Raw genomic sequence first — 14,405 nt, 5'->3', positions numbered from 1 at the left:
TAACAAAGAATTTATTCGTAAGGAATATAACCAATATCTTCTTTTACAAAGTCGGGAATCTGACCAAGCTTGAATTTTGCATTATATACTCCTTCGTTACCAAATTCATCTACTTTGTAAGATATCGCTACATTCATCTCTTCCTCCGCACTTAATAGTCCATATTGCTTCCACCTGTAATCTTCTGATATTATATGATTTAAAATTTCCTCAATTTCATTTTTATCAGTATAGATTACCGGTTCCTCGTCCTTAACGGAATATGCTGTTTCTTTGGGATATCCCGCAGCATCTTCTATAACTTCCATCTGATAATAGGTTATACTAATTTGCTTTACATTGCTCGAATCAATCTGCTTCGTTGCATCAAATCCACGTTTCTGCAATATATCAATCGTTTTGGCAAAGGAAGGGTATACAAGGTATTCCAGCTGTTTATCATTGTAGAAGAACGATAAGGTAGCCACCGGCTCCTGTTCAGCAATTTCATCCAAAGTCAATTGACTTAAATCCTCCTTATAAGCTCTTATCAGCTCTCTCTCATCTTCTTCACTCAACATAAATTCCTTCGAATTCAACATACTGGAGCAATAGCCCAGCTGTAGCTCTTCTTCCTTAAATTCATAGATTGGATAATGCGCTTTTTTATATTCTTGATCAGCAAAAATATCTCTCAGTTTATTATATCCTTCATCAAGAGGAATAAAATATCTACGATAAACCTCCTTGCCCGAATGATAGGTGTACTTTATATAATAGTTTATATAATTCGTTTCATAAGGACCATAATAACCATAATATCCGTTACGAAGATTCGATAAACTATGATTATCATGTTCCCTTATTCCCATCTCAGCTAATTCATATACCTTATCAAAATCTGTAATTTCCATATTTTTTAATTGATATGTAATATAGTCCATATAATATGCATATTTATCACCAGCATTTTCATCAAAATACCGAAGCTGATCATCAATACCCATTATGGCAATACTCATAGTGCTTACCTTATCCTTCTTCGGTATAAAGCTGTCATACTTAAATAAATCGAACTGAAACACACAGGTAATAATTCCGACAGCCAGTGCACATAAAAGAATATGCTTTTTATTCTTAAAAGCACTTCGTATATCAAAATCATAGATGATTTCCGTAGCTGCGTAGGTTATTATCAAGGAAAAGATAAGTCCAAATATCAACCATCCGGTAGAATGGAAATTCGAGATATTCCGGAATAAGACACCTCCTCCAAGAGAAAATGGAATTACCATAAGGAATTTTATAATTGCTTTTGATGCTTGGAATGCCATTGCCTTTCCCGCTGCTTCCGAAGGACGGTACTTGTATAGCAGTAGTGCTCCTATCACAAGTAACACACTGATTAGAATCGCAATTCCGATCATAATTATATCCTGAGTACCACATCCATCTGCAAGCCTGGTTTCTGCCTTGTAATAATATCCAACAGGTGACAGATAGATTAAAAAATCACTGGCAAAGTCATTACCTGCATAATAGCTGACAAAAAAGTTTCTAAAATATGTATCACGAATTAAATGCAAGATCACTCCATAGGAAAGTAATACACCTGATCCCAGACAACTTACAATAAAATTACCTGTTAACATTACTGCAATTATTACAACAGTATAAATGAAAAGAAAGAAAACAGTGTTAAAACCAAGTGCCGCCAGTGCCGAGGTAAATACCTCTGTACTCATATATCCGTTAATCTGAATAATAATCAGGCTAATCGCAAGATTGAAAACATAAGGTATTAAATAGATCAATACCCCATTCAAATAGTAAATACTGAACAGGCATTCCTTACGCACCGGAATACTATGATAAAAATCCACCTGCTTTTTCGAATGCAGATAGAAGAACCCACTTAATCCACAGACACAAGCGCCAATAATAGTCAATAATATTAATAATTCCGAGCGAACACCGATTGTCCTTATAATATCCTCATATATGTAACTGATATCGTCCATCGGATGATAATTCTCAACGCTGATCGCTATAAATATGGGAAGTGCAAGAAAAAATCCAAGCATTGATATTATCACAGTCCATAGTCGTCTCTTCATATCTTCTTTTTGCAGGTTAAAAAATAAGCTTCTTGACATCATAGCCTACCACCTCCGTTTCACTTATAAAGATTTCTTCTAATGTCAGTGGAAGTATCTCCGAAAATACTGGATTACTCATTCGTATTCGATCATGAATTTCTTCTTCCGTTCCTCTTGCTGTAATGGTATACAGCGAGCCTCTTTGGTCAATCTTAAGGACTTCTGTTCCTTCAAAGATGCTATTGATATCCACTTCATTCTGGAATACACACTGTACCTTATGAATACTTAGTTTCATGTCATATAAATCCTTCGAAAGCAAGATTCCACCTCTATGAAGAAGGCCAACATGATCGCAAATATCCTCCAGCTCTCTTAGATTATGTGAAGCAATAATGGCTGTCATATTACGTTCGGACATTTCCTTTGCAAATATACTTTTTACTGCCTGCCTCATAACAGGATCCAGACCATCAAAGGTCTCGTCACAGAATATATATTTTGTATTCGCGCAAATTCCGCAAATGACAGAAAGCTGTTTCTTCATCCCCTTTGAGAAAGTATTAATCTTACGATTTTCATCCAAATCAAATTGCTTCATCATAGATGTAAATCGTCCGCTGTCAAAATCCGGGTATACCACACTATAGTATTTCTTCATATCTTTGGGGGTTGCATTCGCAAAGAAATACTGATCATCTGAGATATAAAAGAATAATTTCTTCGCATCAATATTCTCGTAAACCTCCATACCATCTATTTTTATGGTCCCGCTATCTTGTCTTAATATACCACATAGCATACGAATGATAGTGCTTTTTCCAGCCCCATTGGTACCGACAAGACCAAATACATTGCCTTCTCTGATCATTACACTGACCTGATCAACAGCTTTAATCTTATCAAATTGTTTGCATAGATTAACTGCCTCAATCATCGACTCTATCCTCCTTATACCCTTCCGCTATTTTATGAATTAATTCGTCCTCCTTTATTCCAATTCCTCTGGCTTCTTTAACCAGCTTTAATATACTTCGAAAGATTTCTTCCCTTTTCTCTTTCTTAAGATGTTCATTGGCTGCAATAAAATTACCTCTTCCCTTAATTGAATATATAAATCCTTGTCGTTCCAATTCTGTATAGGCTCTTTGGATTGTATTGGGATTGATCGATAATTCCATCGCCAGATTCCGGACAGAAGGCAGCTGTGTATCTACCTCTAGCGCTCCTTTTAATATCAGATCCTGAAAACGTGCTACAATTTGCTCATAAATTGGTCTGCTGTCTTTGTAGTCTAATATTATCAAATGCTTCTCCTTTCCCAATAAATAATGGACGATAAAACCAATCCAATGGTTGACATCCGAATTATTGTTTGTATTATCTGTACTAATTGTCTTAGTACAGTCATTATACATGATGATCAAACTTCTGTCAATCAGTTTTTACTAAATAGGAAATTCTGAGAAATTTTCTGTTCGATAAAAATAGACACAATCCCTTCATAGGATTGTGTCTACTATAGGTTTTATTCTTATAATACCTAATAGATCTGACTTATTATTGTCAAGAATCAATCAAAATATACTGTTTTTCCTGTTCTTGCTGAATCATAGATTGCTTCCAGCAATCTCGTTACAACCAATGCCTGCTCCGGTTTTACAACTAGCTCTTTTCCTTCTGTAATCGCCTCGTAAAATGCTTTCTGCTCTAAATCCGGCTCACTTTCATTCTTACCCTCGAAAAAGGCAACACCGCCACTGCCTAAGTCTGGTTTCTCCACGCATTGCTTATTATATTGAACTCGATTAATACGTAGTCCATCCTTCATATCTGCTCCGGCCTTGGTACCGCAGAGACTCGTTTTTGCTTCATCCACTTCAAGAGTATTCAATGCCCAGGAAGCCTCCAGATGAATCGTTGCACCATTTTTCATTTTGATAAAACCAAAGGCAGAGTCTTCTACCGTAAATTGCTCCGGGTCCCACTCACCAAAGGCATTACCCTGCTCTTTCTGGTCCGCCAATTTGCGGTACACGGAACCTGTTACTGATTCCGGCTCATAATTATCCATCATCCAAAGAGTCAAATCCAGTGCATGTGTTCCGATATCAATTAACGGTCCGCCTCCCTGCTCTTCTTCGTTCAGGAATACACCCCAGGTCGGAACGGCACGTCTTCTTACCGCATGCGCTCTTGCGTAATAAATCTCACCCAGGTCTCCGTTATCACACGCACGTTTTAAGTATATGGAATCTGCACGGTACCGATTCTGATATCCGATGTTTAACAGCTTTCCGGTTTCTTTTGCAGTCTCCAGCATTCTTCTTCCATCCTCATAGGATTTCGCCATAGGCTTCTCACACATAACATGCATGCCTGCTTTCATTGCAGCTATTGATATCTCCGCATGGGATTTGTTCGGTGTCAGTACGTATACTGCCTCAAGCTCATTCTCCTTTAACAAGTCTCTATAATCCGTATATACTTTGGAGTTTTCTGTACCATACTGCTTCTTTGCTTCCTCAGCACGCTCCTTCTTAATATCACAAAACGCAAGAATTTCAAAGTTCCCATTTCGTTGAATTGCGGGCAGATGCTTACCATTCGCAATACCACCACAACCAACTATACCAATTTTAACCTTTCTCATAATATCCTCCATTCTATCCCTTCGTTTACCAATTCAAACTTCTTAAGTATTCCCTGCTCAGTCTCATATCTTCCATCGCTGAATGACCCGAATGCTCATCCTGCTCTACGATGATCCATTCTGCTCCAATCTCGATAGAAGTCTCCAATAAAGAGGAGATATCCTGTACACCTTGTCCCAATGCACGGAATTCAAAAGGATCCGCTCCGTTATAATCCTTGAGATGAACAACGGGGCAACGATTAGCATATTGTTTCATATATGCTGTAGGCTCTACACCGGAGTACTTAACCCAGCAAGTATCAATCTCCGCCTTCAACACCTGCTCTGGAAATTGCCCGTAAATAAAATCAAGTACATAAGAGCCATCCTTCGTACGAGCGAATTCAAAATCATGATTATGATAAAGCAGTGTGATGCCAAACTTATTACATTCCTCAGCTATAACCGGAACATCCTTTAAAAACTGATCAAATGCTTCGGTACCATAACGCTTTTCCTCTACCAGATACGGAATAACCAGATACCGGCATCCGATAATCCGATACTTCTCTACAGTACCCTTCAGATCATTTTTCAACTCCTCATAGGGAACATGTGCTGAGATCGGAATTAATCCGATACCCTCAAGCATTTCCTTGATTTTCTCAGGCGTATAGCCATAAAGACCAGCTAATTCCACGCCATCATACCCCATATTTTTAATATCCGTCATGGTTTTTAAGAAATTCTTTTCCGCATCCTCACGGATGGAATAAACTTGTACTCCTACGGGTAATCTCTTCATAATCCTATCCTTTCTTAAGTTACACTGACATATAAATTGTCAATGATAATGAATTGAACCAACATATTATGTTACCGTATCTATTACACATAATTTACTCAAATGATATTACTTCATGACGCTTGGCCGATTCAAAAACAGCCTCCATCAGTCTCATGACACGCATTACCTCAGGTAACCTGACTTTAGGCTCTTCTGTTCCATCCATTACCTTTATCACATTACGGTAAAAGTCACGGATGTCACTCTTCACCTTTGGTAACTCCTCAGTAAATATGGTATCCTCTCTTCTTGGTGCCATCGTTTTCGTCAGACCGGCTGCAGTACGTACAGGTACTACATCCTTCTCATTCTTCCCTGAAGCACGGACAATTCTTCCTCTGAGATCCCAATCTTCAATAATGGCAGAACCATTTTGTCCAAGAATATACCATCGCGGCAGAGATATAAAATTACTTGTTCCTACCTCAACCAGCACCTCAAGTCCTGTTTCAAAGCGTAAGATAGCAGTAAAGCCATCATCCACCATTTGATTGGTGACATTCGTTACTGTTGCATATACCTTCTTCAACTTAACGGTTCCCATCATCAATAATATCTGATCCAGTAAATGAACTCCCCAGTCTAATACCATACCGCCGCCATGAGCCTTTTCCTGTCTCCAGTCACCGGGAATTCCTCTTGAACCATGTACTCTGGATTCTATGCGGAAAACTTCTCCCAATCGCTGTTCCTGATATATTTTTTGAATTGTAAGGAAATCTTCATCCCAACGTCTGTTTTGATGTACCGTGAAAAGCCGTTTGGTCTTCTTTGCCACATCAATCATTTCCTGTAAGTCCGCACTGGATAAAGTTACAGGCTTTTCACTCACTACGTGCTTTCCGGACTGCATAGCCTGAATCGCAATTGGCTTATGAAGGTCGTTAGGAGTTGCAATTAATACCAGATCAATCTGCGGATCCTGAAGAAGCTCCTCCAAACTCTGATATGAGTGAACACCGCATTCCTTTGCATATCGAACTCGTTCTTCATCAATATCATATATTCCTGCTACACTGATACCTTCGATGGTTTCTAAAGTCTCTCTATGCCAGTTACCCATACCTCCAAAACCAACGATACCGATTTTATATTTCTTTTGTTCCATATTAATCTCCATTCTGTCGATAACCCTTATGTCTTGATTTATGCCCAGAACATGCTTCCTCTATCTTCGTATAACAGTACATTCTTAAGAAAGCTTACGGCTTTTAGTAAACCTTCTCTACCTGACATTAGGCTATCTTCATGCTCAATGCTGATTGCATAATCATATCCTGCCAGTCTCAGCTCGGATATAATACCCTTCCAGAATTCCTCTCCATGTCCATATCCTACAGTTCTGAAGATCCAGGAACGGCTAATCTCATTTCCGTAATGGGCTGTATCAAGTACTCCGTTCACGGCTGTATTATAAGTATCTACCTTCGTATCCTTAGCATGGAAGTGGAAGATTGCTCCTGCCTTTCCCAATTCCCGAATACTTGCGCACGGATCCATTCCCTGCCAGATCAGATGACTAGGATCAAAATTCGCTCCAATTTCAGGGCCTACTGCCTCCCTCAGTCGAAGTAAGGTACTTGTATTATATACACAGAAGCCTGGATGAAGCTCTAGTGCAATCTTATGAATGCCATGCTCCTTAGCAAAGGCTACTTTCTTTTTCCAATAAGGAATAAGGACTTCATTCCATTGATAGTCAAGTATCGCTGAGAAATCATCCGGCCATGGGCATGTTACCCAGTTAGGTGTCTTGTCCTCCGGACTTCCTCCCGGACATCCAGAGAATGTATTCACCACCGGAACTCCAAGTTTTTCAGCAAGTAATATCGCTTTAGTTAAATCCTCGTCGAACTTGTCCGCAATTTCCTTAACCGGATGAACCATATTTCCATGACTGCTCAATGCACTAATTTCTAAATTATTCTTAGCAAGTATTGCCTTAAAATTCTCTAATTTACCTTCATCGGATAATAACTCATTTGGATCACAGTGTGCCCTTCCTGGATAGCCACCGCACCCGATTTCCACCATTTGAACACCGTTCTTTGATAGAAATTCACATGCATTCTCAAAGGACATATCACCCAATACTACTGTAAACGTACCTAATTTCATTTTATTACCTCCTCGTAAACGAATCTTTCCCATGCTGACCAGCAATTTATAGGGAAATCATAGTATGGAATTCCGTTACTGCTTTATAGCATCATAATATAATTCTCACTTGAAAATAGCTATGGATTTCTTGCTGATAATACATACATTCTTGCTATTAACTACTCCATGTCTTTGAAGGTGCATATCCATACATTTTTCGAAACAGCCGTCCAAAATTATTATAGTCCTGAAAGCCGACCGTAGCCGCTACCTCAGCTATGGTCATTTCCTTTTGCTCCAATAGATGGTGAGCTTTCTTCAACCGTACCTCATTAATATAACTCAAAGGACTTTGCCCTATGCTTTCTTTAAACAAATGGCAAAATCGATACTCACTTAAATGTATTAGCTCCGCCAGTGTTCCTATCGTAATCGGATCTGTATAATTATTTTCAATATACTGTAACACCGTATTCAATCTTGTCAGGTTCTGTATACGCTTACTGTTTTCTCTGTTCGAGAGATTCTCCACAACATAATTTCTTAACAGGTACGTAATCAGTTCATATATTTTGCCACGCAAAGCCATCTTATACCCCAATTGCTTCTCCATGTCCTCCCGATACATGGATTGTAGCAATTCATTAATCACAGAATCGTCCGTAATAATGGTCTGGAAAATCGCATTGAAATTAGCTGTCTCCTTCGAAAATGCATCCATTTCAAAAATAAGAACCAAGGAGTCACAAACCTTCGTATAACTTATCCCCTCATGTAATTCACTACTATTAATTATTACTAAGCTTCCTTCCTTTACCTCAAAAGGCTTTTGATTACACTTAATGACTCCCCGTCCCTCCATAAAATAGTGAATTTCTATATGCTCATGCCAGTGAGGCGTGAAATAAACTCCTGGTTTACGTATTTGATTCTGAAACATCTGTACCGGGAATTCTTCATCATTGATTATTTTCTTCTCATATAAATTAATATCATGCATGGTATGTTCTCCTTCCCAGACACTACTGTGACTACGGGTTTATTATACTTATCTTATGATTAGGGTTTTGAGACCCTGATCATATATTCTAATACTTCCAGTTTCATTCACTACTCTTTTCTTCATTGTATCAAACCGCTTCGGTGTATTCAACCATATAGCAGAATGAAGCTTAAGGTTTATATAACAAAATGCAGCCATCTGTTCATAATAATAAATGAGTCTACTGTTCATAATAATAAATGAGTCTACTGTTCATATCCTAAGTGAAGCTTCCTGATATTGTAGGAAAAGGGACTATTGTAAAATATATTTGCAGTGTATAGTGATAATATATCATCACTGTAAATATATTCTACAATAGTCCCTGAATAACGAAATTTAATTTAAGAGAGAACTTACTATATGATAGCTGAACTAAAATAACAGGTCGGATTTTTTCTTAAGTAACTTAGCTCCGTTCAAAATTAATAAAATCCCAGATACAACACCGGCTACAATTAACAGTATTCCCATTACCAGATTCCATACTCCTACTGATTTCATCGTTGTATAGATTTTTTCCATCATATTCAAATCCCTCCTTTACTGTTATTCTTAACTTAATCCATCCAGATTATTCCTGTACTCCATACTGCTCATAATAAGCATCAATGGATGCCTTCAAAGCATCATCAATAACAATTCTTCCTTTATATGGATTATTATACAGATGCTCTACTACTTCCTTCATAGTAACAATGGCTGTCGTAGCTATATGATAATTATCTTCGATTTCAGATAAGGCACTCTTGGTTCCTTGTCCCCGTTCCATTCTATCCACTGATACAACCAGACCAAGAACCTTTACATCTCCCTGTGCTGCCAGAATTGGCATTGTCTCACCGATGGATGTTCCTGCTGTAGTCACATCTTCGATTATTACAACCCGGTCACCATCAGAAATTGGTGATCCTAATAAAATTCCTGTATCTCCATGATCCTTCACTTCTTTACGGTTAGAACAATACTTTATATCTTTCTGATAGAATTCACTGATTGCCATCGTTGTTGCCACACTGAGAGGGATTCCCTTATATGCCGGACCAAACAGTACATCAAAGTCCAGACCATATTGATCATGGATTGCTTTGGCATAATATTCACCCAGCTTTCTCAATTGTGTTCCTGTACGATAGAAGCCTGTGTTTACAAAGAAAGGGGTTTTGCGTCCACTCTTCGTAGTGAAATCTCCGAATTTTAACACCCCACAATCAACCATAAACTCAATAAATTCCTTCTTATATTGTTCCATAACTATCTCCATTCTATGTGTATTTATCGGTAATTATATCATAAACGCGTACAAACATAAAGCAAGTTTCCAGTTAATGTTACTTGACACATCCGATTAATTCATTAATATCTTCCACCTGATACTTCTTCATGTATGCCTCAATTCCCTCAACGATCTGAGTTGTGGCTGTCGGATTCACAAAATTCGCTGTACCTACTGCTATCATTGATGCTCCCGCCATGATAAATTCCAGTGCATCCTCTGCATTTGCGATTCCTCCCATTCCGATAATAGGAAGCTTCACTGCATTCGCTACCTGATATACCATACGTACTGCAATGGGTTTTACTGCCGGTCCTGATAATCCACCGGTCCTGTTCGCCAGTAAAAAGGATCGGCGATGAATATCAATCTTCATACCTGTTAGGGTATTAATTAAGGATAATGCATCCGCACCACCTGCCTGTGCCGCCTTCGCAGTTTCTGTTATATCGGTTACATTAGGACTTAGCTTCATGATAATCGGCTGCTTTGCCCTCTTTTTTAACTCATGGGTAATTGCCTCTACACATTTGGGATCTTGTCCAAATGCTATTCCGCCTTCCTTCACGTTTGGACAGGAAATATTGATTTCAAGGAGGTCTACATCGCAATCAGACAGGCGTTCTACTACTTCGCAATATTCCTCCGTTGTTTTACCCACAACATTTACGATAATTTTCGTATCGTATTTTCTTAAGAAGGGAATATCCCTTTTTATAAACACATCCACTCCCGGGTTTTGAAGTCCTATGGCATTCAGCATTCCACCATAAGTCTCTGCCACTCTGGGGGTCGGATTACCGGGCCAGGGCACACTTGATACTCCCTTTGTCGTAACTGCTCCTAGCTTTGACAAGTCAACATACTCGCTATATTCCATTCCAGAGCCAAAGGTACCGGATGCTGTTGTTACCGGATTCTTAAATTCTATTCCTGCGATCGTTACGCTTGTATTCATAGCTCCACCTCTTCCGCATAAAATACCGGGCCATCCTTGCAGATGCGCTTATTATTAACATTACTGTGATGATCCACTTCCTTCGATTTACATACACAACCGAGACATGCACCTATACCACAAGCCATTCGCTCCTCTAAGGATAACTGTGCCTTAATTCCCTGCTCTGCTGCATATCCCTTAATCCCTTTTAACATCGGTGTGGGACCACAAGCATAAATGATATCTGCATGCAAACCATTTGTCCGAATAGCATCCAGTACATTTCCTTTTGTACCTTTGCTTCCGTCCTCGGTGGAAATATATACCGATCCATAGGTTTCAAATTCCTTATCCAAAAAAGTTACATCACGATATCCAAGAACGATTTGCTTCTCACAGGATAATTGCTTAGCCAGCTCCAGCATGGGAGGTATTCCAATTCCACCACCTATCAGTAATGCTTTTTTCCCCTCCAGCGTAAATCCGTTTCCTAAGGGTCCCATTACCGTAATCCGGTCGGATGCCTGGAGCATAGAAAACTCCTCCGTTCCTTTCCCCGCTATTCGGTAAACCAGACGAAGTGCTCCCTGCTTTTTGTTAATCTCACAGATACTGATCGGTCTTGGAAGAAGCCTGCTGCCATCGGAGCAATACATCGATATGAACTGACCCGGCTTAGCCGTAGAAGCCATCTCCGGCTCCTTAATCCACATACTGTATATATCCGTAGCAATCCGTAAATTCTCACATACTACAGCTTCCTTCTTTAATGCAACTGACATATCTATTCTCCTTAATATTCTTATAAACCATTCATTATTCAATACTGAAATGACAAGTTTCTCAGTATATTCTTATGAAATGAGTTTTGCTTTTTGTTATCGTCTTACATTATATAAAACATAGCCAATAATTACAAGAAAATCATAATTTTTCTTTTATCAGTTTATACTATAAGTAGAAGACAGGAGGTATTACCTCTTTACTCACCAGCTCTGAAAGGTAAATATTTTTCGCACTAATTATATTAAGAAATTTAAGGCTTTTGGCTGCTAGATATGATAAAATAGTAAAAACTTTTTCACAAAGGAGAATTTTTATCATGTCTAGAGCTTCTAGAAGAGAAATTAAAAAAGCATTTCAGAAAGATATCGTTGAATTTTTAAAAGTTCAGAAGCATTTTCTGCCAGATTTAATCAAAGAGTTAAGTGCGGTAAGGGATCCAAGACATACATCTTATACCGATTATGACATTGAAGAGATTTTATATACCGTTATCATGAAAAATGTATGTACCATATCTTCTATGCAGGATATGACTGATAAGTTTAATACCGAGGAATGTGCGCATAATCTTTGTCTGATCCTTGGAAAAGAGGAAAAAGAATATCTTCCTCATTATGTGACTATCAATGAATGTCTGGAGAAGCTTGATCCAGAAGAACTACAGAAATTCAGAAAGCACATAATTAAAAAGTTACTTAGAAAGAGGAGTTTTGAGCACGCAAGATTTCTGGGTGAATATTGGATGGTAATAGTCGATGCAACACAGTTGTTCTGTTTTAATGAAAAAATAGATGAACACTGTTTAAGAAAAACTATTAATAAAGGAACCAAAGATGAAAAAACCTACTATTATCATAATGTATTAGAAGCTAAGATTGTATTAGGAGACAACCTGATTATCAGCATTGCTACAGAGTTTATTGAAAATGAAAATGAAGATGTTGAAAAACAGGATTGTGAAAGAAAAGCCTTTAAAAGACTGGCAAAAAGGCTGAAGAAAGACTACCCAAGATTACCGATTTGCATACTTGGTGACAGTCTGTATGCTTGTGAACCGGTATTTCAAATCTGTAAAGATAATAGATGGGGATATCTTCTCCGATTTAAAGATGGAAGCATCCCTTCTCTTGCAAAAGAGTATCAAACCATCGTTGGAATGGGTGAAAATGAAGAAAAGATTATAAAAGAAGAGAAAACACATAAAAGGAAAGCTCGCGAGAGTGTTAAGCATGAGATGAAATGGGTATCAGAGCTTTACTATGAGGGTCATAATCTCACAGTAATGGAACTAAAGATAGAGAAAGATGGTGAACCGGAAGGAAGCTTTCAATGGATCACCGGGTTGCCAATCAGAGGAAAGACAGCCTGGGAGTTTGCACAGACCGGAAGGAAACGCTGGAAGATTGAAAATGAGGGATTTAACATCCAGAAAAACCATCGTTATGATATAGAGCATGCAAACAGCCTTAATTATAATGCTATGAAGAACCATTATTTGCTGACACAGATAGCAGATGTACTGTTACAGCTTTATGAAAATGGAATAAAAGGATTAAGAGAAATAAAAAGAACAATAAAAAATATATCTTCCGATTTGCTAGCAAGCTTTGGTCGGCAACTAACAAGAGAAGATATATCCTATACAGAGAAACGCACATCACTAAGCATTTCTTGATAGGAACAGTATACCAAAGGAAGTGATATCTGAAAAGAGTAAATTTAAAAGAAAATAAATCCACAGATATATGAGATTAGAAAATAAGTCTAAGTATACGATGTGGATAACTTACCTGAGAGTTCATAAAACAGAGGATAGATATCCACAATTACTGTTTTAGGTGAATTTAGACATACTTAAAGAAGTTTACCTTTCAGAGCTGTTTACTCACCTTCTTTCTTGACACAATCCGACAGATTATGATATATTTACCTTCAAAAGCGAAAAACTCATGCTCATCGAGTATATAAATATAATAATAAAATAGGAAGGAAACAAGACATTATGGCTAATACGAATCCAATCGTTACTATCGAAATGGAACAGGGAGATGTGTTTAAGATTGAATTGTATCCGGAGATTGCTCCGAACACTGTGAACAATTTTATCTCCCTTGTGAAGAAGAATTTTTATGATGGTTTGAAATTTCATCGTATCATTCGTGGATTTATGATTCAGGGAGGAGATCCGGAGGGAACCGGAATGGGTGGCCCCGGCTATTCCATCAAAGGAGAATTTTCATATAACCACTTCGAGAACAACCTAAAACACACTGCCGGTGTTATCTCCATGGCGAGATCTCAACGTCCTGATTCTGCAGGATCCCAGTTTTTTATTATGCATAAGGACTCCCCTCACCTGGACGGTTCCTATGCCGCTTTCGGTAAAGTGATTGAGGGTATGGAAGTTGTTAATAAGATAGCCGAAGTAAAGACGGATTACTCCGATGCTCCACTAGAACCACAAATTATGAAAAAGGTGACCGTGGATACTTTCGGTGTTGAGTATAACGAGCCAGAGACTCTATAAAAGCACCAGTTAAACTCATAAATAAGGGGCTACAGCAAACTGTATCACAGGGATTATGCTTACCATAGTCCTTGTTGATTCAATTACTGTAGCCCTTCTTTGTTAAATATACTATACCAAATACTAGTTAAGATATAAGCTATCAGATGTTCTGTCAAAGCTCTCTACATCTGT

General features: G+C 38.2%; 14 protein-coding genes. 2 read left to right on the top strand and 12 right to left on the bottom strand.

Annotated elements, in window-relative coordinates:
• Window positions 1-11: 11 nt before the first annotated feature.
• The 12 genes from H0486_RS05735 to H0486_RS05680 all read right to left on the bottom strand — a co-directional run bounded on the left by H0486_RS05735 (window position 12) and on the right by H0486_RS05680 (window position 11,700).
• A complete protein-coding gene (locus tag H0486_RS05735) occupies window positions 12-2,138 on the bottom strand; it encodes a DUF6449 domain-containing protein (protein ID WP_228352087.1) in 2,127 nt (708 codons plus the stop codon).
• Window positions 2,113-3,015 (bottom strand): ABC transporter ATP-binding protein, encoded by a 903-nt coding sequence (locus tag H0486_RS05730; RefSeq protein WP_228352086.1) that lies wholly within the window; start codon window positions 3,013-3,015, stop codon window positions 2,113-2,115. Before H0486_RS05730 ends, H0486_RS05735 begins: the two co-directional genes overlap by 26 nt.
• Window positions 3,008-3,496: a GntR family transcriptional regulator gene (locus H0486_RS05725; protein WP_228352085.1), complete on the bottom strand. Its 489-nt coding sequence runs from the start codon at window positions 3,494-3,496 to the stop codon at window positions 3,008-3,010. Before H0486_RS05725 ends, H0486_RS05730 begins: the two co-directional genes overlap by 8 nt.
• Before the next feature lie 155 nt (window positions 3,497-3,651).
• Window positions 3,652-4,731, bottom strand: a complete 1,080-nt coding sequence (locus H0486_RS05720) for a Gfo/Idh/MocA family protein (protein ID WP_228352084.1) — start codon at window positions 4,729-4,731, stop codon at window positions 3,652-3,654.
• 25 nt (window positions 4,732-4,756) lie between these two features.
• On the bottom strand, window positions 4,757-5,518 hold the full coding sequence (locus tag H0486_RS05715; protein WP_228352083.1) for a sugar phosphate isomerase/epimerase family protein: 762 nt from the start codon (window positions 5,516-5,518) through the stop codon (window positions 4,757-4,759).
• A gap of 94 nt (window positions 5,519-5,612) precedes the next feature.
• A complete protein-coding gene (locus H0486_RS05710; RefSeq protein ID WP_228352082.1) occupies window positions 5,613-6,668 on the bottom strand; it encodes a Gfo/Idh/MocA family protein in 1,056 nt (351 codons plus the stop codon).
• A gap of 38 nt (window positions 6,669-6,706) precedes the next feature.
• A complete protein-coding gene (locus H0486_RS05705; protein WP_228352081.1) occupies window positions 6,707-7,678 on the bottom strand; it encodes a sugar phosphate isomerase/epimerase family protein in 972 nt (323 codons plus the stop codon).
• Window positions 7,679-7,835: 157 nt separating this feature from the next.
• The gene (locus tag H0486_RS05700; protein WP_228352080.1) at window positions 7,836-8,660 is read right to left on the bottom strand and encodes an AraC family transcriptional regulator; all 825 of its coding nucleotides are present in this window, start codon (window positions 8,658-8,660) and stop codon (window positions 7,836-7,838) included.
• Window positions 8,661-9,077: 417 nt separating this feature from the next.
• On the bottom strand, window positions 9,078-9,230 hold the full coding sequence (locus H0486_RS05695; RefSeq protein WP_228352079.1) for a hypothetical protein: 153 nt from the start codon (window positions 9,228-9,230) through the stop codon (window positions 9,078-9,080).
• 46 nt (window positions 9,231-9,276) lie between these two features.
• The gene (pyrE, locus tag H0486_RS05690) at window positions 9,277-9,954 is read right to left on the bottom strand and encodes an orotate phosphoribosyltransferase (RefSeq protein WP_228352078.1); all 678 of its coding nucleotides are present in this window, start codon (window positions 9,952-9,954) and stop codon (window positions 9,277-9,279) included.
• A 79-nt stretch (window positions 9,955-10,033) separates the two neighbouring features.
• Window positions 10,034-10,936 carry a dihydroorotate dehydrogenase gene (locus tag H0486_RS05685; RefSeq protein WP_228352077.1) on the bottom strand — a complete coding sequence of 301 codons (903 nt, stop codon included), beginning with the start codon at window positions 10,934-10,936 and terminating at the stop codon, window positions 10,034-10,036.
• On the bottom strand, window positions 10,933-11,700 hold the full coding sequence (locus tag H0486_RS05680; protein ID WP_228352076.1) for a dihydroorotate dehydrogenase electron transfer subunit: 768 nt from the start codon (window positions 11,698-11,700) through the stop codon (window positions 10,933-10,935). The genes H0486_RS05685 and H0486_RS05680 overlap by 4 nt, the downstream gene beginning before the upstream one ends.
• 320 nt (window positions 11,701-12,020) lie before the next feature.
• On the opposite strand from H0486_RS05680, the gene H0486_RS05675 reads away from it, so the two are divergent.
• Together H0486_RS05675 and H0486_RS05670 are read left to right on the top strand one after the other, a co-directional pair.
• Window positions 12,021-13,379, top strand: coding sequence for a transposase family protein (locus H0486_RS05675; protein ID WP_228352075.1), 1,359 nt, complete (start codon window positions 12,021-12,023; stop codon window positions 13,377-13,379).
• 327 nt (window positions 13,380-13,706) lie between these two features.
• Window positions 13,707-14,231, top strand: coding sequence for a peptidylprolyl isomerase (locus H0486_RS05670; protein ID WP_228352074.1), 525 nt, complete (start codon window positions 13,707-13,709; stop codon window positions 14,229-14,231).
• The last annotated feature ends 174 nt before the right edge of the window (window positions 14,232-14,405 follow it).

It is taken from the genome of Variimorphobacter saccharofermentans, from assembly GCF_014174405.1.
Taxonomy (GTDB): Bacteria; Bacillota; Clostridia; order Lachnospirales; family Lachnospiraceae; genus Mobilitalea; species Mobilitalea saccharofermentans.
The sequence above is the reverse complement of the archived record's forward strand: the minus strand, read 5'-3'. Positions and strand labels throughout refer to the sequence as shown.

Coding starts and splice junctions, on each gene's coding strand:
- H0486_RS05730 (WP_228352086.1), bottom strand. CDS start 3,015: ATGATTGAGGCAGTTAATCTATGCAAACAATTTGATAAGATTAAAGCT.
- H0486_RS05705 (WP_228352081.1), bottom strand. CDS start 7,678: ATGAAATTAGGTACGTTTACAGTAGTATTGGGTGATATGTCCTTTGAG.
- H0486_RS05685 (WP_228352077.1), bottom strand. CDS start 10,936: ATGAATACAAGCGTAACGATCGCAGGAATAGAATTTAAGAATCCGGTA.
- H0486_RS05715 (WP_228352083.1), bottom strand. CDS start 5,518: ATGAAGAGATTACCCGTAGGAGTACAAGTTTATTCCATCCGTGAGGAT.
- H0486_RS05700 (WP_228352080.1), bottom strand. CDS start 8,660: ATGCATGATATTAATTTATATGAGAAGAAAATAATCAATGATGAAGAA.
- H0486_RS05670 (WP_228352074.1), top strand. CDS start 13,707: ATGGCTAATACGAATCCAATCGTTACTATCGAAATGGAACAGGGAGAT.
- H0486_RS05695 (WP_228352079.1), bottom strand. CDS start 9,230: ATGATGGAAAAAATCTATACAACGATGAAATCAGTAGGAGTATGGAAT.
- H0486_RS05710 (WP_228352082.1), bottom strand. CDS start 6,668: ATGGAACAAAAGAAATATAAAATCGGTATCGTTGGTTTTGGAGGTATG.
- H0486_RS05720 (WP_228352084.1), bottom strand. CDS start 4,731: ATGAGAAAGGTTAAAATTGGTATAGTTGGTTGTGGTGGTATTGCGAAT.
- H0486_RS05680 (WP_228352076.1), bottom strand. CDS start 11,700: ATGTCAGTTGCATTAAAGAAGGAAGCTGTAGTATGTGAGAATTTACGG.
- H0486_RS05735 (WP_228352087.1), bottom strand. CDS start 2,138: ATGATGTCAAGAAGCTTATTTTTTAACCTGCAAAAAGAAGATATGAAG.
- pyrE (WP_228352078.1), bottom strand. CDS start 9,954: ATGGAACAATATAAGAAGGAATTTATTGAGTTTATGGTTGATTGTGGG.
- H0486_RS05675 (WP_228352075.1), top strand. CDS start 12,021: ATGTCTAGAGCTTCTAGAAGAGAAATTAAAAAAGCATTTCAGAAAGAT.
- H0486_RS05725 (WP_228352085.1), bottom strand. CDS start 3,496: ATGTATAATGACTGTACTAAGACAATTAGTACAGATAATACAAACAAT.